The following is a 24,181-nucleotide window of genomic DNA, read 5'->3' as shown; positions in this document are numbered from 1 at the left end:
CGGCGAGGATCGGGCCGGTTGCTGCCGAGAGGCAGAGTGCGCCGGTGGCGCCGACACCGGATCGGCGGGAGGTCCGGCGCGTGCCCTGACTTCCGCCGTCAACGGCCCCCTCCCCGATGCCACCGACACGTCGGCGACATCACCGTCGAGCACGCAGCGCGTCAGCCGGGTGCCCTGGGCCCTGGCCACCCGGTCCGCCCGGGCGCACGCTCCGGCGGCGCCGGCCGTCCAGTGGTCGGCGGCGGCGAGGGCCGCGAGATCGGCGCCTCCGGCCGCCCTGTGCCGCACCGCGACGGCCTCCCCGAGCCCGAGGACCACCCCCGACACCACACACAGCACGGCGATGGCCCCGACGCTCCAGACGGTGGCGGAGCCTCGGTCGCCTGCCTCGCGGCCACTCCGGCCGGGCGGACGGGCGCTGCCGTCGGCACCGCGGCCACCCCGGCCGGGCGGACGGGCGCTGCCATCGGCCCTGCGGCCACCCCGCCCCGTGAGCTTTCCGCTGCCCTCAGCGAGGAGTCGCCGGCCGTTGCCCCTGCCACGGGTCGGCTGTCGGATGCCACCTCCCCGACCCGGGGCCCACAGTCGCCCTTCGCGCCGTCCACCGCCATGGGCCCGGTGCCGCTGCCGCCGCTCATCCCCTTCGGTCCGGGGCAGTTGCGGCCGCCTCCCTCGGCGCACCGTGACGCGTTCGGCCGCCGCGCCCGGTCGAGCCGACGACGGCCCCCGCCTCTCACCCCTCAGACGCGACCTCACGTCCCCTCCCCACCGACTCCTCCACGGCCGCCACGGCCTCCTCCCGGATGTCGAAGGGCAACCCGTGCAGCAGCGGTGGCCGGGCCTCCACCACCACCCGGACGTGTTCCGGCTCCCGGCTGACCGTGACCTTCGCGTCGGCCGGTGCCGCCTCACGCGCCACCTCGACGACCTTTCCGGGAGGCTCCTGCCGGGCGGCAGCACGGGCACCCGCCCGAGCCGCGTCGACGCACTCGATCTGGGCCGCGACCACCAGCAACGCCCAGACCAGGGCCGTCACGAACAACACCAGCACCGGCAGCACCACGGCCGCCTCCGCCGTCACGAACCCGCGGTCCCGGTGCCTCCGCCGCTCACATCCGGCCATCGAGGGCCTGCTTCACGATCTTCGACAACGCCGAGGCCACCGGCCCACTCGTGACCACCTTGTAGAGCACCACGGCGAACGCCACCGCCGCCACGATGCCCATCGCGTACTCGGACGTGACCATTCCGGCGTCCTTGCGCACGGCGTGGATCCTGCGCACCACGGCACGCAGCCGCGCCTTCACCATCTGATACATCTCAACTCCCTTGAAGGTCTGGATGGGTGGGTCGTTCTCTCACTGGTCGGTCGTTCCTGCCGGTCGACATGCGGCTGTGCCCTTGCCGGGCTCACCGGCCGCTGTGGCGGCGCCGACCTGTCGCCGTCTCCACAGCCCGTACTCCGCGGTCCGCACGCCCGGTCCAGTCCGCACTCCCGGTCCGGTCCGCACTCCCGGTCCGGTCCGCACCGGTCCGCTATGCGCCGCCCCCTCCCAGGACTCCGCCCGCGAGCCCGATCACCACGGGGAGAACCCCCACGGCCACGAACGCGGGCAGGAAGCACAGCCCGACCGGGGCGGTGACCAGCACGGCCGCTCTGCGCGCCCGCGCCGTGCCGGCGCGGGCCCATTCCGCGCGAGTCCCGGCTGCGATGCGGGCGACCGGCCCGGCCATGGGGAGTCCCGAGACGTCGGCCCGTTCCAGGAGCCGTGCCAGCGCTCCGGCGCCCGGCAGAGCAGCCAGCCTCTGCCAGGCCACACCCGGTTCGCCGCCGAGCCGGATCTCCGCCGCGCCGTGGGCGAGGGCCTCGCCCACCGGGCCGCCCAGGGTTTCCCCGACCGCCCGGGCGGCCGTCACCGGTCCGGCGCCGGCCTCGATGCAGGCCGCCAGCAGGTCGGCGGCCAACGGAAGTTGCCGGGCCGCCACCGCCGTTTCGCGGGCCTTCGCCGGATCGAGGGAAACCGCCCGCCGACGATGCCACCACCAGAGCGCGAACCCGCCCGTCCCCCCGACGCCGACTCCGACGAGGCCTCCCACCAGCACCCAGCCGGCGCCCGCCACCGCGACGCAGGAAAGCCACCCCGGGGCCCGCTTCGGCACTGTGAACCCCCTACGGCCCGGTGACGCTTCCACGGCCAGCACCCCGGGCAGGCGCCTGCGTGTTCCGCGCGCGGCCCGGGCGTGCCCGAGGGACCGCGCCCAGCAGCCGGCGACCGTCACGACCCCCAGGGCCATCCCCAGCCTGTGGATGACGTCGCCGCTCATACGGCCGCCTCCTCGGCTCCGCGCGTGATCCGCAGCACCCACCACAGGCCCACGCCCTCCAGGAGCGCGCCCACCGCCAGGCAGCCCAGTCCTGACGCGGTGTGCAGCAGAACGTGCAGCGGGTCGGTTCCGAGGGCCGCTCCCAGACCCAGGCCGAGCACCGGGAGCCCTGCCAGCATCACCGCTGTGGCCCGGGCACCGGCCAACTGGGCGCGCAGGTCGGCACGCTGGTCCCGCTCGTTCCGCAGGGCGGCCTCCAGCCGGTCGAGTCCGGCCGCGAGCCCTGCTCCCTGGTCGACGGCCACCCGCCAGCACGCGGCCAGCCCACGCAGCCCTTCGGCACCGGGGCTGCGGGCGGCCACCGCGAGCGCGTCCGGTACGTCGCCGCCGAAGCGGGCGGCCGCGAGCACCGTGGCCCGGGCCGCACCGAGCCCGCACGAGTCCCGCGCGGCCCACTGCAGCGCCTCACCCGGCTGGCGTCCGGCTCGGACCTCCCCGGCGAGCGCCCCGCACAGTGCGATCACCGCGTCCCCGCGCCGCTCGTTCTCCCGGCGCTGCTCCGCGGCCAGCCTCGTGCGGCGCAGCAGCGGCACCCCGGCAGCCCCCACCACGGCGGGGAGCACGGACGCGCCGAGCGCCGCCACCACCAGGCCCGCGGCCAAGGACCACCACTCGTGGCGCAGGCGCCCACGGATCCGCCGCAGTTCCCCGAGGGCCCGCGACCACCCGGGCGGCCCGCACCCCACCGGTACCGCGTCACCGCCCGGCAGCCACGCGCCCCTGCTCCGAGTCCGTCCGGTGCCCAGCAGCCACAGTGCAGTACCCAGACAGGCGGTGGCCGCTCCCGCCGCGACCTCGGTCGAGTCGTACATCCTCACTTCCTCCTCACTCCCGTGTTCGCTTCACACCCAGTGGTTTTCGGGGACCGACCGCCGTGCCGCGCGACCGGAGCCCACGGCCCGGCGGCGGCCACCGCGAGACCGCATCCGACGGCCGGCCCGCGGGACTCAGCGCCCCCGTGTCCCGGCCCACATGCCCCAGCGACCCGCACGTCTCCGGCACTCGGCTTCTCTGCTTCCGGCCGTTCCCTCGTCAGCGGCCGCCTGGCCCCGCGCGGAGCGCCGGGGCACCGGCCGCCGAGCCACGCGCGGAGCGCCGGGGCACCGGCCGCCGGGCACTGCGCCTGACGCCGGCGTCAGGCCGACGACTCCGTCCGTCGAACCGTCCGCCCACACGCCGCGCCCGTACCGGCCGCCCGCCTCAGAGACAGAGGTCGGCATACGCGGCGCGGAGCAGCCCCCGCAGCCGCTCCCAGCCCTCCTCGCGGATGAAGGCCTCCGGCCCCCACCGCAGTGCCGGTACCGTCCGGACGAGCCCCGACGGGTCCCGCTGCAGCACATGCACCTCCGCGATCCGCCGCCGCCCGGCGCGGTCACGCACCAGGTGCAGCACCACCGACAGCGCGGCAGCCACCTGACTGTGCAGAGCCAGCCGGTCGAGCCCGGCCGCCGTACCGAGGGCTTCCAGACGGGCCGGCACATCGGCCGCGGCGTTGGCGTGCACCGTGCCCGAGCCGTCATGACCGGTGTTCAGGGCCGCCAGCAGATGGACCACTTCCGGGCCGCGCACCTCGCCCACCACCAGCCGGTCCGGCCGCATCCGCAGGGCCTGCCGCACCAGGTCCTCGAGGGTCACGAGGCCCGCACCCTCCTGGTTGGCGGGCCTGGTCTCCAGACGGACGACGTGCGGATGGTCGGGCCGCAGTTCCGCGGAGTCTTCGGCCAGGACGATCCGCTCGTGCGGCCCCGCGAGCCCGAGCAGGGCGCTGAGCAGCGTTGTCTTCCCCGAGCCCGTGCCCCCGCTCACCAGGAACGACAGCCGTGCCTCCAGCAGGGCCCGCAGGATCCGGTCACCGCCGGGCGGAACCGTCCCCGCCGCCACCAGCTCGTCGAGTGTGAAGGCCCGGGGGCGCGCCACCCGCAGGGACAGGCACGCACAGCCCACGGCGACGGGAGGCAGCACGGCGTGCAGGCGCGTGCCGTCGGGCAGCCGGGCGTCGACCCAGGGGCGGGCGTCGTCCAGGCGGCGGCCGGCCACGGCGGCGAGGCGTTGGGCCAGGCGCCGTACGCCCGTCGCGTCGGGGAAGCGGACTCCGGTCAGTTCCAGCCCCCCGCCCCGGTCCACCCAGACCCGGTCCGGTGCCGACACCAGCACGTCGGTCACCGACGGGTCGGCGAGCAGCGGTTCCAGCGGCCCGCTGCCGACCAGCTCGGACCGCAGCTGCTGTGCGGTCCGGAGCACTTCGGCATCGCCCAGGACCCGTCCCTGTTCGCGCAGTGCCTGCGCCACCCTTGCGGGCGTCGGCTCGGCCCCGCGCTCGGCCAGCCATCGCCGGACCCCGTCGAGCAGCCCGGGGACCAGCACCGTGTCGCCGTCCCGTCCGTCGTTCGCCCGGTGGACGGGCGTCCGTCCGTCGTCCGGCGGCGGTCCGGCCGGCCGACGCGGATGTGCCGTGGCCGGCGGTGGAGGCAGATGCGGTGCGGGCTGCCGCGGCGGGACCTGCGGCTGGGGTGACCGGCCGGACGCGAACCAGGCGGCCCACGGCCCGCGGCCGGTGGGCGGCTCGCCCCGTGCCTCGTCGTGCCGACGGGCGGCCGGACCCTTCCCTGCCGAGCTGTCCACGGACGCGGGGCCGACGCCCTCGGCCAACGTCCTCACGTGGACGACGCCTGCTGCTCGTTCCCCCTCCGCCGCCCCGGCCCGCGCAGCACCTCCGTCAGGAACCCGTGCCGCACGATCCGGTGTCGGCGGGAGCCTCACGTCACCCGTCCGCCCACCCGGCCCCCACGCCCTCGCGTCATCCCCCGGCCCGCCCTGTCCCCACGGCTGCCCACCCCGCGCACCGGGCTGCGTCGCAGCCGCGCCGCACGCCTCCGTACCCCGTTCCCGGTTCGTCACGACGCCCTCGCCTCCACCAGCGCCCGCTCCCAGAACTCCTTGCAGAAGCGGGCCAGCGGTCCGCGGGCCGATGCGGCGGGCGGGCGGCCCGCCGCGTGTCCGTGCCGCAGATCCGGGTCGACGGGCACGTCTCCCGCCAGGGGCAGCCCGAGCAGCCGGGCCACCTCGCGGTCGTTCAGGCCGGGCGCGTACGGTCCGCGGACCGCCACGCGGAGGTCGCGCACCACCATGCCGACGGCGGAGGCCACCCGCCCCGCCGCGGCGACGGCGCGCAGTTCGGCGGGGACCACGAGGACCCCGAGGTCGACCTGGGCGAGGGCCTCGGCGACCCCGTCGTCGACACGTCGCGGCAGGTCGACCACCACCGCGCCCCCGCCGCGGCGGGCGGCGGCGAGCACCGCGCGGACCGCCTGCGGCGGCACGGCCACGCAGTCGCCACGGTCCCAGCTGAGGACCCGCAGCGAGTGCAGTTCCGGCAAGGACTCCTCCAGGGCGCCGCCCCCGACCCGTCCGCGCGAGGCGGCGAACGCGGGCCAGCGCAGACCGTCGGCCGACTCGCCGCCCAGGACCACGTCGAGCCCGCCACCCAGCGGATCCGCGTCCACGAGCAGGGTGCGCAGCCCTTCCCGGGCGGCGGTGACGGCGAGGGCGCACGCGAGGGTGGACGCACCGGCCCCGCCCCGGCCGCCGATGACGCCCACGGTCAGGGCGGGGCGGCCGACGCCTTCGGCGACGTCGGCGATGCGGTCGACCAGCCACTGTTCCCCGTCGGGCAGCATCAGTACGTGGTCGGCGCCGATCTCGACGGCCCGCCGCCACACACCGGAGTCGTCCTGGTCGCGCCCCACCAGCACCACCCCCCGGCGACGCGCCGCACCCCGTACCCTCCGCGAGGCGTCGTCCCCGACGATGACGAGGGGGGCCGCCTCCCAGCGGCCCCGGCGTTCCGGCAGGCCGTGGTGGACCTCGGGCGTGGCACCTGCCGCCGCGCACAGGCGCAGCAGGTCGTCCAGGAGGCCGGCGTCCTCGGTGACGATCAGCGGGCGGCCCTGCCGGCCTCCCCCGGTCCTCGGCGGCGGGTCGTGCGCGACGGTTCCAGCCATGGTGGTACCCCTTGCTGCACAGGGCGCGCGGCCTGTCCGGCTGCGCGGTGTACGGACGTGTGGAGTGCCGGAAAGCGTCTTCTCATGCGGAGATCCGACGGAATCCGGCCAAACGCGACGCGACTTACCCGTCGGGCCGTGAACTCGCCTCGGACGGGTCGCGTCGGAAACACGGTGCAGCGCCGCGAGAAATAAAGTGGATCTTGCTTGAAAACTGTGGACAAAACGGAGGCTGTGAATACAGCCGTCACCCGAACCAGTGAGAACCGGCGGGCGGGGCGCACCGACTGTGCGACTTTCCACAGGGCGACCCGACGACTACACAGCGTATTAAGTCATAGCCATGACAAAAGACGTCCACTCCACGGCAGGCGGCACACAGGCTGCTGGGAGGGCGGGCCCCAAAAAGTATCCGGACATGCGACGACCCCCGCCGGGGGGGAGAGCGGGGGTCGTCCCCACGGCCGACTCGGGGGGGGAGGAGTCGGGCCGGGTTAGCACGGTCGCGAACGATCCGTGACTTCCATGGTGTACCCGAGGGCCCTCTCAAGCAAACCCACGCGCCGCACCTTACGCCGAATGGGCTGCGCCTATGCTCGGGGCGTGGAAAACCACTCCTTGCCCCGCACAGCGGCCTTCTTTGATCTGGACAAGACGGTCATTGCGAAGTCGAGCACGCTCACCTTCAGCAAGTCCTTCTACCAAGGCGGTCTGATCAACCGCCGGGCGGTCTTGCGCACCGCATATGCCCAGTTCGTCTTCCTGGCCGGCGGCGCCGATCACGATCAGATGGAACGCATGCGCAAGTACCTGTCCGCGCTGTGCCGCGGCTGGAACGTGCAGCAGGTCAAGGAGATCGTCGCGGAGACGCTGCACGATCTCATCGACCCGATCATCTACGACGAGGCCGCCACCCTCATCGAGCAGCACCACTCCGCGGGCCGGGACGTCGTGATCGTGTCCACCTCGGGCGCCGAGGTCGTCGAGCCGATCGGGGACATGCTGGGCGCGGACCGGGTCGTGGCCACCCGCATGGTCGTCGGCGACGACGGGTGCTTCACCGGGGAGGTGGAGTACTACGCCTACGGTCCGACGAAGGCGGAGGCCGTCCGGGAGCTGGCCGAGTCCGAGGGATACGACCTCGACCGCTGCTACGCCTACAGCGACTCGGTGACCGACGTCCCGATGTTGGAGTCCGTCGGCCACCCGCACGCCGTGAACCCCGACCGGGCCCTGCGCCGGGAAGCCCTCGCACGGGAGTGGCCGATCCTGGACTTCCACCGGCCCGTGCGGCTGAAGCAGCGTCTGCCCACCCTGTCCGTACCGCCGCGCCCCGCGCTCGTGGCCGCCGCAGCCATCGGGGCGGCAGCCGCCACCGCAGGACTGGTCTGGTACGCCAGCCGACGACGGACGTCCGTGGCCTGACCGCGGACCGGGCCACGCCCGCACCGCCGGGAAACGCACGCCCGTTTACTGCACCTTTGAACCCAAAAGTAAAGAAGCACGGCCGGGCCTTCCGCTTCCCCCGCACCTGGAGTACAAAGGATTTACGGCCCGCGAGACCAGGGACATCCGAGAGGATCCCCCGACAGACGCATCCAGGCCCCACGGACCGAGCATGGCCACCAGGCACCCACGCGACGTCGACCCGTCGATTACGGGCCAGCCACACCAGGTGACGGGCAAAGTCCCCGACCTGATGGGTACATATCGAGGACGCTTGGTAACCGGGTGGACATGCCAGCGGCGGTACGAATCCTCGTACCGCCGCATTTCCGTGCCGCCGCATTCTCGTGCCGCGCACCCTCACCTCTGGCCGCCGACCTCACCTCGGCCGCCCGCCCGGACCGCCGCCCACCAGGCGCCGCTCGTGCGACGGTCCGCAGGTCCGGCCGGCGTCAGGCCGCTCCGCGCTGCAGGGCCTCGCACACCGCCGTGGACTCGCGCGCCCCCAGCTCGACCGCCCGTCCGCAGTGGGCGATCCACGCGGCCACGCCCTCCGGGGTGCCCGACATGTAGCCCTCCAGGGCTGTCAGGTACGCCTCGTGGCCCAGCTCGGCATGCCCCACCTCGGCCGGACACACCGACTTCGGGTCCAGGCCGCTGCCGACCAGGACGATGCGTTCCGCGGTGCGGGCGACCAGGCCGTTGTGCGAGACGAACGGGCGCAGCGCGAGGAGTTCGCCGTGCACCACGGCGGCGGTGACCAGCGCCGGCGCGGACCCACCCGCGATGATCAGGTCGGACAGCCCCTCCAGGCGTCCGTGCGCCTCGGCGGCACCGGGCACGGGCAGCCCGATCCCCGGTTCGTCGACCCGTTCGCCCTGCTTGCGGGGGCGGCCGACGAACTCCGCCTTGTCCGCCGCGGCGACCAGGTGCAGCCGGGCCAGCACCCGAAGGGGTGACTGCCGCCAGATGGACAGCAACTGCCCCGCCTCGGCGGTCAGCCGCAGGGCCGCGCCCACGGTGCGCGCCTCGTCGTCACCGCTGAAGTCGGTACGCCGCCGCACCTCCTCCAGGGCCCAGTCGGCGCCGCCGAGCGCCGCCGAACCCCGCGCGCCGCGCAGGGCCGCCTCGGACGTGATCTCGTTGCTGCGCCGCCGCATGACCCGGTGCCCGTAGACCCGGTCCACTGCCTTGCGCACCGACTCCACGGAGTCGGCCACGCCGGGCAGCGAACCGAGGGCCGCCAAGGGATCTCCGCCACTCGGCGCCGGACGGGGGCCGGGCGGAGGGCCCGCGGACGCACCAGTCGTACTCATGGGTACGACCCTAGCCACCCCGGGGACCCCACCCACGGAGGAGTGGTCTTCTTCACGTCGGATTGCCACACACAGCCACCGCACCACTACGCTTGGTGAACATGAAAATTGCTTTCGTTGGGAAGGGAGGCAGCGGCAAGACGACGCTGTCATCCCTGTTCATCCGGCATCTCGCGGCCGAGGGAGCTCCGGTCCTGGCGGTCGACGCGGACATCAACCAGCATCTGGGGGCCGCCCTCGGGCTGGCCGAGGAGGAGGCCGCGGCGCTGCCCGCGATGGGTGAGCACCTGCCGCTCATCAAGGACTACCTGCGCGGCACCAACCCGCGCATCCCGTCGGCCGCCGCGATGATCAAGACGACGCCGCCCGGCGAGGGCTCCCGGCTGCTGCGGGTGTGCGAGGAGAACCCCGTCTACGACGCCTGCGCCCGCCCCGTGGAACTCGACGACGGTGCCGTCCGTTTGATGGCCACCGGCCCCTTCACCGACGCCGACCTGGGGGTCGCCTGCTACCACTCCAAGACGGGAGCGGTGGAGCTGTGCCTGAACCACCTCGTCGACGGCCCGGACGAGTACGTCGTGGTCGACATGACGGCGGGTTCGGACTCCTTCGCCTCCGGCATGTTCACCCGCTTCGACCTCACGTTCCTCGTGGCCGAGCCGACCCGGAAGGGGGTGTCCGTCTACCGGCAGTACAAGGAGTACGCCCGTGACTTCGGCATCGCCCTGAAGGTGATCGGCAACAAGGTGCAGGGCCCGGACGACCTCGACTTCCTGCGCGCCGAGACGGGGGACGACCTGCTGGTGACCGTCGGGCACTCCGACTGGGTCCGCGCACTGGAGAAGGGCCGCCCGCCCCGCTTCGAGCTCCTGGAGGAGTCCAACCGCGGAGCGTTGCGCCTGCTGCGCGAGGCCGTCGACGCCTCGTACCAACGGCGGGACCGGGAGCGCTACATGCGCCAGATGGTGCACTTCCACCTCAAGAACGCCCAGGCGTGGGGCAACGAGCGCACGGGCGCCGACCTCGCGGCGCAGGTCGACCCCTCCTTCGTCCTCGGGGAGGGCGTCACGACCACGGCGTGACGCCCTCCCCGGCCGCTCCGGCGGGAGGCAGTACGGACGCCCCTGGGGATGCGCCGTGCGGGTGTCTTGGGGAGCGCCGGTGGGGTTCCCGGGATCCGCTGGGCTGGACGCCCCCGAGCATGTGCCGCGTGGGGCGCCGGCGCAGGTGGTCGTTCGGCACCCCACGTCGCCGGCGCCCACGTCGTCGGCACCCACGTCATCGTTGCCCGCCACCGCCCCGTCACCCGGCGGGCCGCCGGCAGCGCCGACCGCCCGCCCTGCCACCCCGTCGGCGCAGGGCGGGCGGCTCCACGGCCCTCCGCAGGCCGGTCAGTCCTTGGCGGCCGGCGCCCCGGGGACGCCCTTGGGCGCCGGGGCCGGGGCGGCTGCCGCCAAGTAGGACTTCCAGTCCTTCTTCGGGGCCTCACCTACCCCGAGGCCGCGCAGCTTCTCCAGCGTCTTCGGGTCCTGCGCGTCCAGCCAGTCCACGAGTTGGCGGAAGGAGACGCAGCGCACCTCGGACTTGGTGCACACCGTCTCGACGACCTCCTCCACGGCCCGCATGTAGGTGCCGCCGTTCCAGGACTCGAAGTGGTTGCCGATGATCAGCGGGGCGCGGTTGCCGTTGTAGGCGCGGTCGAAGCCCTGCAGCAGGGAGTCCCGCATCTCGTCGCCCCACTGCTCGTGCTTGGCGGGGTCGCCCTGGGTGGTCGTGCCGGACTGGTTGACCATGTAGTTGTAGTCCATGCTCAGCGTCTCGAAGGACCGCCCGGGAAAGGGCACCAGCTGGAGCGAGAGGTCCCACAGGCCGTTCTTCTTCTTCGGCCAGACCTGGTTGTTGACGCCGCTGGTGTCGTAGCGGAAGCCCAGGTCCCGGGCCGCCTTCATGAAGTTCTCCTGGCCCTCCAGACACGGGGTCCGGGCACCGATGAGCTCCTTGTCGTAGTCGAAGGGGAGCGGGGCCGCGTTCTTGACCCCGGTGTTGGTCTTCCAGGTCTTGACGAACCACTTGGCCTGGGAGATCTCGTCCTTCCACTCCTCGGCCGACCACTCGCCGACGCCGCCGCCGTTGCCGCAGAAGTGGCCGTTGAAGTGGGTGCCGATCTCGTTGCCCTCGAGCCAGGCCAGGCGCAGTTGCTCGACGGTGTCGGTGATGCCCTGACGGTCGTTGAAGCCGATGTCGGAGCGGCCCGGCGAGTGCTGCGGCGGGCGGTAGAGGTCGCGCTTCTCCTCCGGCAGCATGTACACGCCGCTCAGGAAGTACGTCATGGTCGCGTTGTTGTCCTTGGCGACCTTGCGGAAGTGCGAGAAGAGCTTCTGGCTGTCCTCTCCCGCGCCGTCCCAGGAGAAGACGACGAACTGCGGGGGCTTCTCGCCCGGCTTCAGCCGCTCGGGCTCGGGCAGGTGCGGCTGGGCCCCGGTGTAGGCGGTCGAGCCGTCGCCGATCAGCTGCACCACGTTCTTCGGCGCCGGAGCCGGCTTGGCCTTCTCCCGCTCCTTCGCGGAGTTCTCGGTGTCGGTCCCGCAAGCGGCGAGTGAGGCGGCGCAGACCGCGACGATCACGGCGCCCGCTGCGATCCTGTGGGTGGCGGCCATCTTCCGCCCACCTTCTTCCTTCTCTCGGACGAACCCTGGCGAGGGCGATGTCAGGTGCTGCCGCAGCACGCCGACAGCGCCGCCAACGTCGCACGGCACAGAAGACCGGATTAGTACGACAAGCCGACGGAATGGGCACTTCACCCCCCTGGGTGATTCCTTGACCTGTATGCCGGGAAAGTCACGATCTGCCTTTTACTCCGAATTACGATTCGTTTACCGCCAGTTGGGAGTGCGTGCGCCTGCATCCCACCGTGGTGACGCCGTGCCGGCGCCGCGCCCCACCGCCGCGACCAGCCCGCCGCAGCGCGGAGCCCCACCCGTTCCGCGACCGCGCAGACCCGGAGGAGACGGGAAACATGTCAGCCTGCGTCCCCGCCCGCGCCGCCGACCTGAATCGGACCGAGCGCGCCCATCCGCCCCACAGTCCGCCGCCGACCGGACCGTGGCGCCCTCGCATCGCGGGCGCCGACGTGTCCGCCTCGGTGGCCGTCTTCCTGATCGCCCTCCCCCTGTCCCTGGGCATCGCCCTCGCCACCGGCGCCCCGCTCCAGGCCGGCCTGGTGGCCGCCGCCGTGGGCGGTCTCGTCGCCGGAATGCTCGGCGGATCCCCCCTCCAGGTCAGCGGCCCGGCTGCCGGCCTCACCGTGGTCACCGCCGACCTCATCCAGCGCTACGGCTGGCGTACGACCTGCGCCATCACCGTCCTGGCCGGTCTCGCCCAGCTCGGCCTGGGCTGTCTGCGGGTGGCCCGCGGCGCACTCGCCGTGAGCCCCGCGATCGTGCACGGCATGCTCGCCGGCATCGGGGTCACCATCGCCGTCGCCCAGGTGCACATCGTCCTCGGGGGCACCCCACAGAGCTCGGTGCCCGACAACCTGCGCGCCCTGCCCGCCCAGTTGGCCGACTTCGACCCCGCAGCGGTGTCCGCGAGCCTGCTGACCCTGGTGCTGCTGATGTTCTGGCCACGGCTTCCCGGCCGCGTCGGCCGCTTCCTGCGCAAGGTCCCGGCCGCCCTCGTCGCCGTCACCGGCGCCACCGCCGTGGCGTCCGCCGCGGGACTCGCCCTGGCCCAGGTCGACCTGCCGTCCTGGCGCAGCCACGCGCTGGCCGGGCTGCCCGAAGGCCCCGTACTCGGACTCGTCGCCGCCGTGCTGACGACCACGCTGGTGTGCAGTGTGCAGTCCCTGCTCGGCGCCGTCGCGGTCGACAAGCTGGCGTCGGCCCGCCCCGGCCCCCAGCACGTCACCCGCTCCGACCTGGATCGTGAGCTGCTCGGCCAGGGGGCCGCCAACATCGTCTCCGGCAGCCTCGGCGGCCTGCCCGTCGCCGGGGTCGCCGTGCGCAGTTCCGCGAATGTGCGCGCGGGTGCCGTGAGCCGGAACTCCACGATGCTGCACGGCGTTCTCGTAGTGATCGCCGCACTGCTGATGGTCCCTCTCCTCGAGCTCATCCCGCTCGCCTCGCTCGCCGCCCTGGTGATGGCCGTCGGCATCCAGATGGTGTCCCTGCACCACATCCGCACGGTGACCCGCCACCGTGAGGTCCTCGTCTACGCCGTCACCACCCTCGGGGTGGTGTCCCTGGGCGTTCTCGAGGGCGTCGTCCTCGGCATCGCCGTGGCCGTCGCCGTGGCTCTGCACCGTCTGACCCGCACCCGCATCACGCACACGGAGAAAGTAGGCACCCATCGGATCCACGTGAGAGGACAGTTGACGTTCCTCGCCGTACCGCGGCTCAGCCGGGCCCTGCACCTGGTACCCCCGGGCGCCGACACCGTCGTGACGCTGGACGGGTCGTTCATGGACCACGCGGCGTACGAGGCGCTGCACGACTGGCAGAGCACCCATCGCGCACGGGGCGGCACGGTGGAGATCACCGGCCGTCGCGCCGGCCTCCGACTCGCGGAGCCGGGGCACCTCACCGGGCAGCCCCCGGCCGACGAGGAGAGCGGCGCGCAGGCCGGCGGCTGCCGCTGCAAGCCCTGGACCGCCTGGCGCAACCACCAGTGCGAGCGTCCGTCCGCACCACCCCCGACCGGCGCTCCTCCCCCTGGGGAGGCCGGGACAGCACGCGTCGAGCCGCCGCGCGAGATCGGACGGGAGCTCGTACGGGGCATCAGCGCGTTCCAGCGGGACACCGCCCCGCTGGTGCGCGAGGAACTGGCCCGGCTGGCGCGCGACGGACAGCGACCGTCACAACTGTTCCTGACCTGCGCCGACTCGCGACTGGTCACCTCGATGATCACGTCCAGTGGTCCGGGAGACCTGTTCGTGGTGCGCAACGTGGGCAACCTCGTCCCGCCGCCCGGTGAGGAGAGCGGCGACGACTCGGTGGCGGCCGCCCTCGAGTACGCCGTGGAGGTCCTGGCGGTGCGGTCCATCACCGTGTGCGGCCATTCGGGCTGCGGTGCGATGCAGGCACTGCTCGACGCGCCCCCGGCGGACGCCTGCACCCCGCTGAGCCGCTGGCTGCGGCACGGCCGGCCCGCCCTGACGCGCTTGGAGGGCACGGACGCTCCGGCCGAGCGACTCGCCGGGGGCCCGCCCCGTGACGCCGTCGAGCGGCTCTGCCTGAGCAACGTGGTCCAGCAGTTGGACCACCTCAGGGCCCACACGTCGGTCGCCCGCGCCGTCCGGGAGGGGCGGCTCGACCTGCACGGGATGTACTTCGACGTGGCCGACGCGCAGGCGTACCTGCTGACGGAGAGGGAGGAGACACGGACCTTCGACCGCGTCCGCGCGGAGGAGCTGCCGACAGCGGACGTCCCAGGTGAGGGATCCGTTCCGGTGTGAAGGCGTTACACGATCTGAACCAGGAGCCGCCGGCGTCCGTGGGTACCGGTGACCCCTCGGCCGCGCAGCCGTCCGACACCGATCCGACACCGCGACAGGTCTAAACCACTTTGCCGTCACCCCTTGTCACGGCACCCTCGGTTCTGATGAGCTGTGGCCTGGGACACAACGGACACACCTGGGAAAGGCAGATGCCGTGAGCAACGAAAGCCTGGCCAACCTTTTGACGGAGGGGACGGGACGATGAGCGAGAGTTCTTCCCTCTCCAACCTGTTGAAGGAGGAGCGTCGCTTCGCGCCGCCCGCTGACCTGGCCGCCAACGCCAACGTCACGGCCGAGGCGTACGAGAGTGCCAAGGCTGACAGGGTTGGCTTCTGGGCCGAGCAGGCCCGTCGGCTGACCTGGGCCAAGGAGCCCACCGAGACGCTCGACTGGTCCAACCCGCCGTTCGCCAAGTGGTTCCAGGACGGCGAGCTGAACGTCGCCTACAACTGCGTCGACCGCCACGTGGAGGCCGGGCACGGCGACCGCGTCGCCATCCACTTCGAGGGCGAGCCCGGCGACAGCCGCACGATCACCTACGCCCAGCTCAAGGACGAGGTGTCCCAGGCCGCCAACGCCCTGACGGAACTGGGCGTGCAGAAGGGCGACCGGGTCGCCGTCTACCTGCCGATGATCCCCGAGGCCGTCGTGGCGATGCTGGCCTGCGCCCGCATCGGCGCCGCGCACTCCGTGGTCTTCGGCGGCTTCTCGTCGGATGCCCTCGCCACCCGCATCAAGGACGCGGACGCCCGAGTGGTCATCACGGCCGACGGCGGCTACCGGCGCGGCAAGCCGTCCGCCCTCAAGCCGGCGGTGGACGAGGCCGTCGGCCGTGCGGACATCGTGGAACACGTCCTCGTCGTCCGCCGCACCGGCCAGGACGTCGCCTGGACCGAGGGCCGCGACGTGTGGTGGCACGACCTCGTCGGCAGGCAGAGCAGCGAGCACACGCCGGAGGCCTTCGGCGCCGAGCACCCGCTGTTCATCCTGTACACGTCCGGCACCACGGGGAAGCCGAAGGGCATCCTGCACACCTCCGGCGGCTTCCTCACCCAGACGGCGTACACCCACTGGTCGGTCTTCGACCTCAAGCCGGAGACGGACGTGTTCTGGTGCACGGCCGACATCGGCTGGGTGACCGGCCACTCGTACATCGTCTACGGCCCGCTCGCCAACGGCGCGACCCAGGTCATGTACGAGGGCACCCCCGACACACCGCACCAGGGCCGCTTCTGGGAGATCGTCCAGAAGTACGGCGTCACCATCCTCTACACCGCGCCCACCGCGATCCGGACGTTCATGAAGTGGGGCGACGACATCCCCGCCAAGTTCGACCTGTCGTCGCTGCGCCTCCTCGGCTCCGTCGGTGAGCCGATCAACCCCGAGGCATGGGTCTGGTACCGCAAGAACATCGGCGGGGACCGCACCCCGGTGGTGGACACCTGGTGGCAGACGGAGACCGGCGGCATCATGATCTCGCCCCTGCCCGGCGTGACCGACGCCAAGCCCGGCTCCGCCCAGACGCCGCTGCCGGGCGTGGCCGCGACCGTCGTCGACGACGAGGGCAACGAGGTGCCCAGCGGAGGCGGCGGGTACCTGGTCGTCACCGAGCCCTGGCCGTCGATGCTGCGCACCATCTGGGGCGACGACCAGCGCTACATCGACACGTACTGGTCCCGGTTCGAGGGCAAGTACTTCGCGGGCGACGGCGCCAAGCGCGACGACGACGGCGACATCTGGCTGCTCGGCCGGGTCGACGACGTGATGCTGGTCTCGGGGCACAACATCTCCACCACCGAGGTCGAGTCGGCCCTCGTCTCCCACCCGTCGGTCGCCGAGGCGGCCGTCGTCGGCGCCGCCGACGAGACGACCGGCCAGGCGATCGTCGCCTTCGTCATCCTGCGCGGCACGGCGGCGGAGACCGAGGACCTGGTCGCCGAGCTGCGCAACCACGTCGGCGCCACCCTCGGTCCGATCGCCAAGCCCAAGCGGATCCTGCCGGTGGCCGAGCTGCCGAAGACCCGCTCGGGCAAGATCATGCGCCGTCTCCTCAGGGACGTCGCGGAGAACCGCCAGCTCGGCGACGTCACCACCCTGACCGACTCCACCGTCATGGACCTCATCCAGGCCAAGCTGCCGCAGTCGCCCAGCGAGGACTGAGCAAGGACTGACAGGGGCGTCCAGTACGACCGGCCCGCGACGCGCTGCCGGCACGGCTGACGCGACCGGCACGGCCGGCACGACCGGCAGGGGCACCCGGGATTCACCGCACCTGGTGCCCCTGCCGCGTTCGGCGAGCCTCGCCCCGCGTGGGCGTCGCTGCGTGGCGCCCACGCCGGGGCGCTGGCGGCGTCGCGCCCACGCCGGGGCGCAGGTGGCATCGCGCCCGCGCTGGGGACTGGTGCGTGGGGCACCCCTGTGTCGGGGCGTTGTTGTCGCGGGACGCCGGCGCCGGCGTGCCGGACGCTGCCGTCGGCGTGCGCGGGCCGCACTCGGTGCGCGCGGGCCGCAACCGGTGCGTGCGGGCCGCAACCGGCACGCGGACGCTCGTCAGTACGCGCGGACGCTTCTCGTCGCGCTCGGTGTACGGGCGCCCGCATCGAGTCCGGTGTCGGGCGAAAGGCGCCGGGGACGGGCGGATGCCCCGTGTCGGCCGGACCGCGCGTGGGTCCGCATCAGCCGCCTTGGAGACACGCCACCGGCCCGGGCAACCGGGGCTCCTCACCCCGCGGGACCTGCGACGGGACCCTGGCGGGAGCCCCCCAGGCCGGGCCGGGCCAGGCGCCCCACCACCCGCCGGTGCACCCGGTCGGCGCGTTGGTTACAGTAGCCAAAAAACCGCGCCAGAAGCGGTTCCATGGAGCGCCGGGAAGTCTGGTCGGCACACGATTCGTGCTGCCCATCAACCAGAGGACCACCCCGTGAACGCGCCCCGCACCCCCCGCCCCGGCAAGGCCTTCGGACGCCTCTCCCTGCCCGAGCGGACCTTCATCACGGACGCGCTGCGGACCGAGACCGTCGGCGGGGTCCTGCTGCTCCTCGCCGCCGTCGCCGCCCTGATCTGGGCGAACGTTCCGGCACTGAGTGACAGCTACACGAGCGTCAGCGACTTCCACTTCGGCCCGGAGGCGCTGGGTCTCGACCTCTCCGTCGCCCACTGGGCCGCCGACGGACTGCTCGCGATCTTCTTCTTCGTCGCCGGCGTCGAACTCAAACGGGAACTCGTCGCGGGCGACCTGCGCGACCCCCGGGCCGCCGCGCTCCCGGTCGTCGCCGCCCTCTGCGGCATGGCCGCACCGGCGATCGTCTACACGATCACCAGCTCGGCCGGCGGCGGATCGCTCGCCGGCTGGGCCGTGCCGACCGCCACCGACATCGCCTTCGCCCTCGCCGTCCTCGCGGTCATCGGCACGTCCCTGCCGAGCGCCCTGCGCGCCTTCCTGCTCACGCTCGCCGTCGTGGACGACCTGTTCGCGATCCTCATCATCGCGGTCTTCTTCACCGAGAGCCTCAACTTCGCCGCGCTCGGCGGCGCCGCCGTGAGCCTGGGCCTCTTCTGGTTCCTGCTCCGCAAGGGCGTGCGCGGGTGGTACGTGTACGTGCCCCTCGCGTTGGTCGTCTGGGGGCTGATGTACAACAGCGGCATCCACGCGACCATCGCCGGTGTCGCCATGGGTCTGATGCTGCGCTGTCACCGTCGCGAGGGTGAGGAGAGCTCTCCGGGGGAGCGCGTGGAGCACCTCGTCCGTCCCGTCTCGGCGGGCCTGGCGGTGCCGTTGTTCGCCCTGTTCAGCGCCGGAGTGACGGTCTCCGGCAGTGCGCTCGCCGAGGTGTTCACCACCCCGGAGACGCTCGGCGTGGTGCTCGGGCTCGTCGTCGGAAAGACGGTCGGCATCTTCGGCGGCACGTGGCTGACGGCCCGCTTCACCCGGGCCTCCCTCAGCGACGACCTCGCCTGGCCCGACGTCTTCGCCGTGGCCGCCCTGGCCGGGATCGGCTTCACCGTCTCCCTGCTCATCGGCGAACTCGCCTTCTCCGGCGACGCGTCCATGACGGACCGGGTCAAGGCCGCCGTCCTGACGGGCTCGCTCATCGCGACCGTCCTCGCCACCGTGCTGCTGAAGCTGCGCAACGCCAAGTACCGCAGGCTGGAGGAGGCGGAGAACCGCGACGACGACCTGAGCGGTGTACCGGACATCTACGAGGAGGACGATCCGGAGTACCACGTGCGCATGGCGGAGATCCACGAGCGGAAGGCCGCGGAGCACCGGCGACTCGCCGAGGAGAAGGCCGCGGCGCGCCACGGGCTTGCCGAAGTAGCGGGCGGGGCAGGCGAGGAGGACGACCGTCCGGCATGATCTGACGAGACGGTACAAAAGTCGGACGCACCTCGGTGCGGCAGCAAGCGGTCGGCCCTCGGGCCAGAACGCTCGCCGCCGGACAGGAACGGTCGGGGTGCGACGGACGCCGAACCGGTGGAACCGGGAACGCCCGGCCGCCCGGGACCGGAAGGCCCGGACCGGACAGACCGGACCGGAAGGACCAGACGGACTGGAAGGACCGGAAGGACCAGACGGACTGGAAGGACCGGAAGGACCACCGGGACGATCGGGCCGGACGGACTCACCGGTGCTGCGGCCCGGCGGGTCGGACGGACGACCGGTTCGCGGTGGCGGGCCGGACGGACGACCGGCCGACGTCGACCGGCTCGGCTCCACCCGGCACGGACCGTCGGACGGCAGACTGCACCGTGGCCACGGCACGCAGTACGTACGCAGGAGAGGGAGACCGCGATGAGCGCACCCGACGGCAGCCCGGTCGGCGCCGAACGCAGCGTCGGCCAGCTGTTCGCCTCGGCGACGGCGGAAATGTCGGCGCTGGTGCACGACGAGATCGCGCTGGCGAAGGCGCAGCTCAAGCAGGACGTGAAGCGGGGAGCAGCCAGCGGCGGGGCGATGTCGCTGGCCGGACTGATCCTCGTGTTCTCCCTGCCGATGCTGAATTTCGCACTGGCGTACGGCATCCACACCTGGAGCAAGTGGAACCTCGCTCTCTGCTTCCTGCTGTCGTTCGCGGCGAACGTGCTGGTCGCCCTGGTACTCGTCCTGATCGGCGTGGTCTTCGCGAAGAAGGCGAAAAAGGGCCGCGGACCGCAGAAGGTCGCCGCTTCGGTGAAGGAGACGGCAGGCGTGCTGCAGAAGGCCAAGCCGCACCCGCGTCCCGCCCTCCCCGAGAACCGGGGCCCCGAAGCCATCGAGGCTGTGGCACGCTCGTCCTCATGACGGGCCCTTCCACGCCACCGGCGCAGTCCCCCTCGACGCAACCCGCCTCGGTCGTCCGCATGGACGTTCCCGGCGGCCCCCGGGTGACCCACCGGGACGTCGCGGCCAACGGCGCGCGCTTCCACATCGCGGAAGTGGGTGACGGGCCGCTGGTGCTGCTGTTGCACGGCTTCCCCCAGTTCTGGTGGACCTGGCGGCACCAGTTGCCGGCGCTCGCTGACGCCGGCTTCCGGGCCGTCGCCATGGACCTGCGGGGCGTCGGCGGCAGCGACCGCACCCCGCGCGGCTACGACCCGGCCAACTTGGCGCTGGACATCACCGGGGTGATCCGTTCCCTGGGCGAGCCGGACGCCGCCCTGGTGGGGCACGACCTGGGCGGCTTCCTGGCGTGGACGGCGGCCGCGATGCGGCCCAAGCTGGTCCGGCGGCTCGCGGTCGCGTCCATGCCCCATCCACGGCGGTGGCGCTCGGCGCTGGTGGCCGACGTACGCCAGTCGGCCGCGCTGTCTCACATCTGGGGGTTCCAGCGGCCCTGGGTCCCCGAACGGCAGCTCACCGCCGACGACGGGGCCCTCGTCGCCCGGCTCATCCGCGAGTGGTCCGGACCGCGCCCGGCCGACGAGGAGGCGCTGGAGGTCTACCGCCGCGCCATGTGCATCCCCTCCACGGCGCACTGCTCCGTCGAGCCGTACCGCTGGATGGTGCGGTCGCTGGCCCGCCCGGACGGCATCCAGTTCAACCGCAGGATGAAGCGTCCGGTGCGGGTGCCCACCCTGCATCTCCACGGCTCGCTCGACCCGGTGGTGCGCACCAGGAGCGCGGCCGGTTCCGGGCAGTACGTCGAAGCTCCGTACCGATGGAGGTTGTTCGACGGGCTCGGACACTTCCCGCACGAAGAGGATCCGGTCGCCTTCTCCACCGAACTGATCAATTGGCTGAAGGATCCGGAACCGGATCGGTGACCGTACGGGCACTCCCCGCTCGTTTTCTTCAACACCTGCCCCACGGATGGCCACTTGCCCGGCGCATAGGCCAATTGGGCACGCGGGAAGCGGTTATCGACCATGGGGCGGGGGCAGACGTCCGGGTATGGGCTGGACGCACGACTACAGTGACGCAAGCCGCAAGCGCCGTTCGGCGAGCGGTGTGGGCTCTCACCAGCGAGGCGGTGCACCGCAGATGGCAGGTATGGCAGGTGTGGCAGGAACCGACCCTCAAGTGGGCATTCCACGCATCCTGCGCCGCCGGGCCCGCTGGGTCTCCGTCCGCCTCCGCCAACCACGCGGCTGACCGGCACCTCGATCGCCTGGATGCTCACACGTCACCCACCGCTGCGGGTTCCCTGAAGCGGGCGTCCAAGCGTTCAGGCGCCCGGGAGTACACGCACGGGGCCACACGCGGCCGGACGGCTCCGGGGCCTGACTCCCGCACACCCGCGGACAGCGCCCGGACGCGTTGGCCGTGTGCGCTAAACGGAATGCTCGGAACGCCCCACTGAAGGCCACGGCTCGCAAGGAGTCGTGGCGGGGCGCTTCCTCCTGGCTTCCGTCGCGGCATGATGCGGGACCGTGAGCAGGAGTCGGCCTGAGGGCGGGTCAGGAACCCCGGTACGCGCTGGATGTGGGCCCCGACCGCACGTCCGTCCCGGCAGGATGATCGCCGCGGGACGAGGCTCCGGGAGTCACTGTCCGAGCGAGCCCGGGCCCGGGCCGTCCGGTTCGAGCCCTCCCGATTCGAGTCGTCCCGGTCGAGTCATCCCGGTTCGGGTCGTCCCGGTTCGAGTCATCCCGGTTCGGGGCATGCGGCCCCCATCGGTCAGCCGGCCGTCAGGACGTCGAGACGTCGAGGAGTCGGTGCACCGTGGCGTCGAGACGGCGGGCCGTCAGGGCACGGGGCCGTCAGGGCGCCGGGCATCGAGCAGGCAGTCGGGGCATCGGGCAGTCAGGGCGCCGATACGTCCCTCCGGGAGGTCAGAGCGCGCAGTTGTCGCTGTCGACCTGCTGGTTCGCGGTGCGCCCCTTGGCGATGTCTTCCTCTATCTCGTCCACCGTCAGCGCGTAACCCGTCTCTGCGTCGTCCAGCGACTTCGCGAAGATCACGCCGTAGACCTCGCCCTCGGGCGTCAGCAGGGGACCGCCGGAGTTGCCCTGGCGCACGGTCGCGTACAGGGAGTAGACGTCGCGGCGCACGGTGCCCCGGTGGTAGATGTCCGGGCCGTTGGCCGTGATCCGGCCGCGCACCCGGGCCGACCGGACGTCGTACGCACCGTTCTCGGGGAACCCGGCGACGATCGCGCTGTCGCCGCTAGTCGCGTCCTCGGTCGTGAACCGCAGCGCGGGCGCCTTCAGATCGGGCACGTCGAGGACGGCGATGTCGCGCTCCCAGTCGTAGAGGACGACCGTCGCGTCGTACTTGCGGCCCTCGCCGCCTATCTGGACGGTGGGTTCGTCGACTCCCCCGACGACGTGCGCGTTGGTCATGACGCGGCGCTCGTCGAAGACGAAACCGGTGCCCTCCAGCACTTTGCCGCAACGCTCGGCGGTGCCCATGACCTTGACGATGGACCGCTGCGCGCGCTGCGCCACCGGACTGCCCGCGAGCGCCGGGTCGGGCGGACGGACGTTCTTGATCGGCTCGTTGGCGAACGGGCTGAAGACCTGCGGGAAGCCGTTCTGCGCGAGGACGGAGGAGAAGTCGGCGAACCAGGTGTCGGCCTGGTCGGGCAGCGCCCGTGAGACGCCGAGCAGCACCTTGGAGCTGCGGACCTCCTTGCCGAGCGTCGGCAGCGTGGTCCCCGCGAGGGCCGAGCCGATCAGCCAGGCCACCAGCAGCATCGCCACCACGTTGACCAGGGCGCCGCCGGTGGCGTCCAGCGCGCGGGCCGGGGACCAGGTGATGTAGCGGCGCAGCTTGTTGCCGAGATGGGTCGTCAGGGCCTGGCCGACGGAGGCGCAGACTATGACGACGACGATCGCCACGACGGCGGCCGTGGTGCTGACTTCGGCGTTGTCCGTCAGCGCGTCCCAGATGACCGGCAGGGCGTAGACGGCGACGAGACCGCCGCCCAGGAAACCGATCACCGACAGGATGCCGACGACGAACCCCTGGCGGTAGCCGACGACGGCGAACCACACGGCGGCGACCAGCAGCAGGATGTCCAGCACGTTCACCGATTCAAGCCTCGCCTCGTCATTCCGGTCGCTTCGGCACGGCCGGAATCCGGAAGCGAGGGCGGGGCGGACACACCACCGTCGCAGGCCCCCGAAGAGCACGGCACGGCGAACAGCCTGTCATGACCGCCAGTCCAGCGGGACCTGCTTCTCCCGGTTCCACGGGCGCTCCCACCCGGCGAAATGCAGCAGTCGGTCGATGATCCCGGCCGTGAAGCCCCACACCAGAGCCGATTCGACCAGAAATGCCGGACCGGTGTAGCCGCTGGGGTGGACCGTGGTGGCCCGGTTGTCCGGATCCGTGAGATCCGCCACGGGGACCGTGAAGACGCGTGCCGTCTCGTTCGGGTCGACGACGCCCACCGGGCTCGGGGACCGCCACCAGCCCAGCACGGGGGTGACCACGAAGCCGCTGACGGGGATGTACAGCTTCGGCAGCGCACCGAACAGCTGCACGCCGGCCGGGTCCAGCCCGGTCTCCTCCTCGGCCTCGCGCAGCGCGGCCCGCAACGGACCGTCGGCCTGCGGATCGCCGTCCTCGGGGTCGAGGGCACCGCCGGGGAAGGCGGGCTGGCCCGCATGGGACCGCAGAGAACTCGCACGTTCCATCAACAGCAGCTCGGGGCCGCGACGCCCCTCACCGAACAGGACCAGCACGGCGGACTGGCGGCCGGCGCCGTCCTCGGGCGGCAGGAATCGGCTGAGCTGTCTCGGCGCCACCGTCTCGGCCGCCCGCGCCACCGGGTCGAGCCAAGAAGGCAGCCCTGCCCTACGGAGCCCCACCCGGTCGTCCCGTGCCCCGCTCACCTGCATCTTCGCCACCCCCGTCGTCCGGGCCCGATCCGGTCCGGGCGTGCCCTCACCTGCGCTTCGCCGTGGGCGTACGACACCGAGCACCCTCGCGGGTGCGGTCGGCCGTACCGACGCGCGTGCTCCGGTACGGCTGCCTCGACGTGCCCGCGGTCGCATGGCCGTCGTGACCGTGACCCTTGTGGCCGTGACCCTCCTGAGCGTGCCGGGCCGAGCAGCGAGCCCGACGCGGGCCGCCGCGCGGCGGCCCGTGGCTGAGCGGGCTGCAACCACCCGA

18 protein-coding genes and 1 pseudogene are annotated in these 24,181 nt (G+C 72.7%); 8 read left to right on the top strand and 11 right to left on the bottom strand.

All coding sequences use genetic code 11. The features are described from left to right. Positions 1-66: 66 nt before the first annotated feature. From AB0F01_RS22355 to ssd, 7 genes and pseudogenes are all read right to left on the bottom strand, one after another. A pseudogene (locus tag AB0F01_RS22355) lies at positions 67-381 on the bottom strand (Rv3654c family TadE-like protein); the annotation flags it as partial. A 352-nt stretch (positions 382-733) separates the two neighbouring features. Continuing rightward, positions 734-1,123: a TadE family type IV pilus minor pilin gene (locus tag AB0F01_RS22350; protein WP_362098459.1), complete on the bottom strand. Its 390-nt coding sequence runs from the start codon at positions 1,121-1,123 to the stop codon at positions 734-736. Beyond that, the gene (locus AB0F01_RS22345; protein WP_362098456.1) at positions 1,110-1,319 is read right to left on the bottom strand and encodes a DUF4244 domain-containing protein; all 210 of its coding nucleotides are present in this window, start codon (positions 1,317-1,319) and stop codon (positions 1,110-1,112) included. Before AB0F01_RS22345 ends, AB0F01_RS22350 begins: the two co-directional genes overlap by 14 nt. A 217-nt stretch (positions 1,320-1,536) precedes the next feature. Next, on the bottom strand, positions 1,537-2,325 hold the full coding sequence (locus AB0F01_RS22340) for a type II secretion system F family protein (RefSeq protein WP_362098453.1): 789 nt from the start codon (positions 2,323-2,325) through the stop codon (positions 1,537-1,539). Continuing rightward, positions 2,322-3,197, bottom strand: coding sequence for a type II secretion system F family protein (locus AB0F01_RS22335; RefSeq protein ID WP_362098450.1), 876 nt, complete (start codon positions 3,195-3,197; stop codon positions 2,322-2,324). The genes AB0F01_RS22340 and AB0F01_RS22335 overlap by 4 nt, the downstream gene beginning before the upstream one ends. A gap of 388 nt (positions 3,198-3,585) precedes the next feature. Continuing rightward, complete coding sequence (locus AB0F01_RS22330; protein WP_362098448.1) at positions 3,586-4,749, bottom strand: TadA family conjugal transfer-associated ATPase; 1,164 nt, start codon at positions 4,747-4,749, stop codon at positions 3,586-3,588. Positions 4,750-5,279: 530 nt separating this feature from the next. Then, on the bottom strand, positions 5,280-6,386 hold the full coding sequence (gene ssd, locus AB0F01_RS22325) for a septum site-determining protein Ssd (RefSeq protein ID WP_362098445.1): 1,107 nt from the start codon (positions 6,384-6,386) through the stop codon (positions 5,280-5,282). 579 nt (positions 6,387-6,965) lie between these two features. Between ssd and AB0F01_RS22320 the strand changes: the two genes are divergently transcribed. Next, a complete protein-coding gene (locus AB0F01_RS22320; protein WP_362098443.1) occupies positions 6,966-7,811 on the top strand; it encodes an HAD-IB family hydrolase in 846 nt (281 codons plus the stop codon). 473 nt (positions 7,812-8,284) lie between these two features. On the opposite strand, the gene AB0F01_RS22315 is transcribed toward AB0F01_RS22320, so the two are convergent. Continuing rightward, complete coding sequence (locus AB0F01_RS22315) at positions 8,285-9,148, bottom strand: oxidoreductase (RefSeq protein WP_362098441.1); 864 nt, start codon at positions 9,146-9,148, stop codon at positions 8,285-8,287. A 101-nt stretch (positions 9,149-9,249) separates the two neighbouring features. On the opposite strand from AB0F01_RS22315, the gene AB0F01_RS22310 reads away from it, so the two are divergent. Then, positions 9,250-10,230 (top strand): ATP-binding protein, encoded by a 981-nt coding sequence (locus tag AB0F01_RS22310; protein WP_362098438.1) that lies wholly within the window; start codon positions 9,250-9,252, stop codon positions 10,228-10,230. 309 nt (positions 10,231-10,539) lie between these two features. On the opposite strand, the gene AB0F01_RS22305 is transcribed toward AB0F01_RS22310, so the two are convergent. Further along, positions 10,540-11,805, bottom strand: coding sequence for a hypothetical protein (locus AB0F01_RS22305; RefSeq protein WP_362098437.1), 1,266 nt, complete (start codon positions 11,803-11,805; stop codon positions 10,540-10,542). A 359-nt stretch (positions 11,806-12,164) separates the two neighbouring features. On the opposite strand from AB0F01_RS22305, the gene AB0F01_RS22300 reads away from it, so the two are divergent. From AB0F01_RS22300 to AB0F01_RS22275, 6 genes are all read left to right on the top strand, one after another. Beyond that, on the top strand, positions 12,165-14,600 hold the full coding sequence (locus AB0F01_RS22300; RefSeq protein ID WP_362098434.1) for a bifunctional SulP family inorganic anion transporter/carbonic anhydrase: 2,436 nt from the start codon (positions 12,165-12,167) through the stop codon (positions 14,598-14,600). Positions 14,601-14,843: 243 nt separating this feature from the next. Continuing rightward, positions 14,844-16,802, top strand: a complete 1,959-nt coding sequence (gene acs, locus AB0F01_RS22295; protein WP_362098432.1) for an acetate--CoA ligase — start codon at positions 14,844-14,846, stop codon at positions 16,800-16,802. A gap of 761 nt (positions 16,803-17,563) precedes the next feature. Then, positions 17,564-19,000 (top strand): Na+/H+ antiporter NhaA, encoded by a 1,437-nt coding sequence (gene nhaA / locus AB0F01_RS22290; RefSeq protein ID WP_362098429.1) that lies wholly within the window; start codon positions 17,564-17,566, stop codon positions 18,998-19,000. Positions 19,001-19,435: 435 nt separating this feature from the next. Next, positions 19,436-19,924, top strand: coding sequence for a phage holin family protein (locus tag AB0F01_RS22285; protein WP_362098427.1), 489 nt, complete (start codon positions 19,436-19,438; stop codon positions 19,922-19,924). Beyond that, positions 19,921-20,886: an alpha/beta hydrolase gene (locus tag AB0F01_RS22280; protein ID WP_362098424.1), complete on the top strand. Its 966-nt coding sequence runs from the start codon at positions 19,921-19,923 to the stop codon at positions 20,884-20,886. The genes AB0F01_RS22285 and AB0F01_RS22280 overlap by 4 nt, the downstream gene beginning before the upstream one ends. A gap of 127 nt (positions 20,887-21,013) precedes the next feature. After that, the gene (locus tag AB0F01_RS22275) at positions 21,014-21,214 is read left to right on the top strand and encodes a hypothetical protein (protein WP_362098421.1); all 201 of its coding nucleotides are present in this window, start codon (positions 21,014-21,016) and stop codon (positions 21,212-21,214) included. 680 nt (positions 21,215-21,894) lie between these two features. Here the strand turns inward: AB0F01_RS22275 and AB0F01_RS22270 are convergent. Both AB0F01_RS22270 and AB0F01_RS22265 read right to left on the bottom strand, forming a co-directional pair. Next, positions 21,895-23,094, bottom strand: a complete 1,200-nt coding sequence (locus AB0F01_RS22270) for a MarP family serine protease (RefSeq protein ID WP_362098418.1) — start codon at positions 23,092-23,094, stop codon at positions 21,895-21,897. Positions 23,095-23,214: 120 nt separating this feature from the next. Next, positions 23,215-23,907, bottom strand: coding sequence for a CoA pyrophosphatase (locus AB0F01_RS22265; protein WP_362098656.1), 693 nt, complete (start codon positions 23,905-23,907; stop codon positions 23,215-23,217). Between the last annotated feature and the right edge of the window lie 274 nt (positions 23,908-24,181).

Origin of the sequence: Streptomyces sp. NPDC029526 (genome assembly GCF_040637405.1) — a bacterium.
Classification (GTDB): Bacteria; Actinomycetota; Actinomycetes; order Streptomycetales; family Streptomycetaceae; genus Streptomyces.
The sequence above is the reverse complement of the archived record's forward strand: the minus strand, read 5'-3'. Positions and strand labels throughout refer to the sequence as shown.

Coding starts and splice junctions, on each gene's coding strand:
- AB0F01_RS22350 (WP_362098459.1), bottom strand. CDS start 1,123: ATGGCCGGATGTGAGCGGCGGAGGCACCGGGACCGCGGGTTCGTGACG.
- AB0F01_RS22345 (WP_362098456.1), bottom strand. CDS start 1,319: ATGTATCAGATGGTGAAGGCGCGGCTGCGTGCCGTGGTGCGCAGGATC.
- AB0F01_RS22340 (WP_362098453.1), bottom strand. CDS start 2,325: ATGAGCGGCGACGTCATCCACAGGCTGGGGATGGCCCTGGGGGTCGTG.
- AB0F01_RS22335 (WP_362098450.1), bottom strand. CDS start 3,197: ATGTACGACTCGACCGAGGTCGCGGCGGGAGCGGCCACCGCCTGTCTG.
- ssd (WP_362098445.1), bottom strand. CDS start 6,386: ATGGCTGGAACCGTCGCGCACGACCCGCCGCCGAGGACCGGGGGAGGC.
- AB0F01_RS22320 (WP_362098443.1), top strand. CDS start 6,966: ATGGGCTGCGCCTATGCTCGGGGCGTGGAAAACCACTCCTTGCCCCGC.
- AB0F01_RS22315 (WP_362098441.1), bottom strand. CDS start 9,148: ATGAGTACGACTGGTGCGTCCGCGGGCCCTCCGCCCGGCCCCCGTCCG.
- AB0F01_RS22310 (WP_362098438.1), top strand. CDS start 9,250: ATGAAAATTGCTTTCGTTGGGAAGGGAGGCAGCGGCAAGACGACGCTG.
- AB0F01_RS22305 (WP_362098437.1), bottom strand. CDS start 11,805: ATGGCCGCCACCCACAGGATCGCAGCGGGCGCCGTGATCGTCGCGGTC.
- AB0F01_RS22300 (WP_362098434.1), top strand. CDS start 12,165: ATGTCAGCCTGCGTCCCCGCCCGCGCCGCCGACCTGAATCGGACCGAG.
- acs (WP_362098432.1), top strand. CDS start 14,844: ATGAGCGAGAGTTCTTCCCTCTCCAACCTGTTGAAGGAGGAGCGTCGC.
- AB0F01_RS22285 (WP_362098427.1), top strand. CDS start 19,436: ATGAGCGCACCCGACGGCAGCCCGGTCGGCGCCGAACGCAGCGTCGGC.
- AB0F01_RS22280 (WP_362098424.1), top strand. CDS start 19,921: ATGACGGGCCCTTCCACGCCACCGGCGCAGTCCCCCTCGACGCAACCC.
- AB0F01_RS22275 (WP_362098421.1), top strand. CDS start 21,014: ATGGGCTGGACGCACGACTACAGTGACGCAAGCCGCAAGCGCCGTTCG.
- AB0F01_RS22265 (WP_362098656.1), bottom strand. CDS start 23,907: ATGCAGGTGAGCGGGGCACGGGACGACCGGGTGGGGCTCCGTAGGGCA.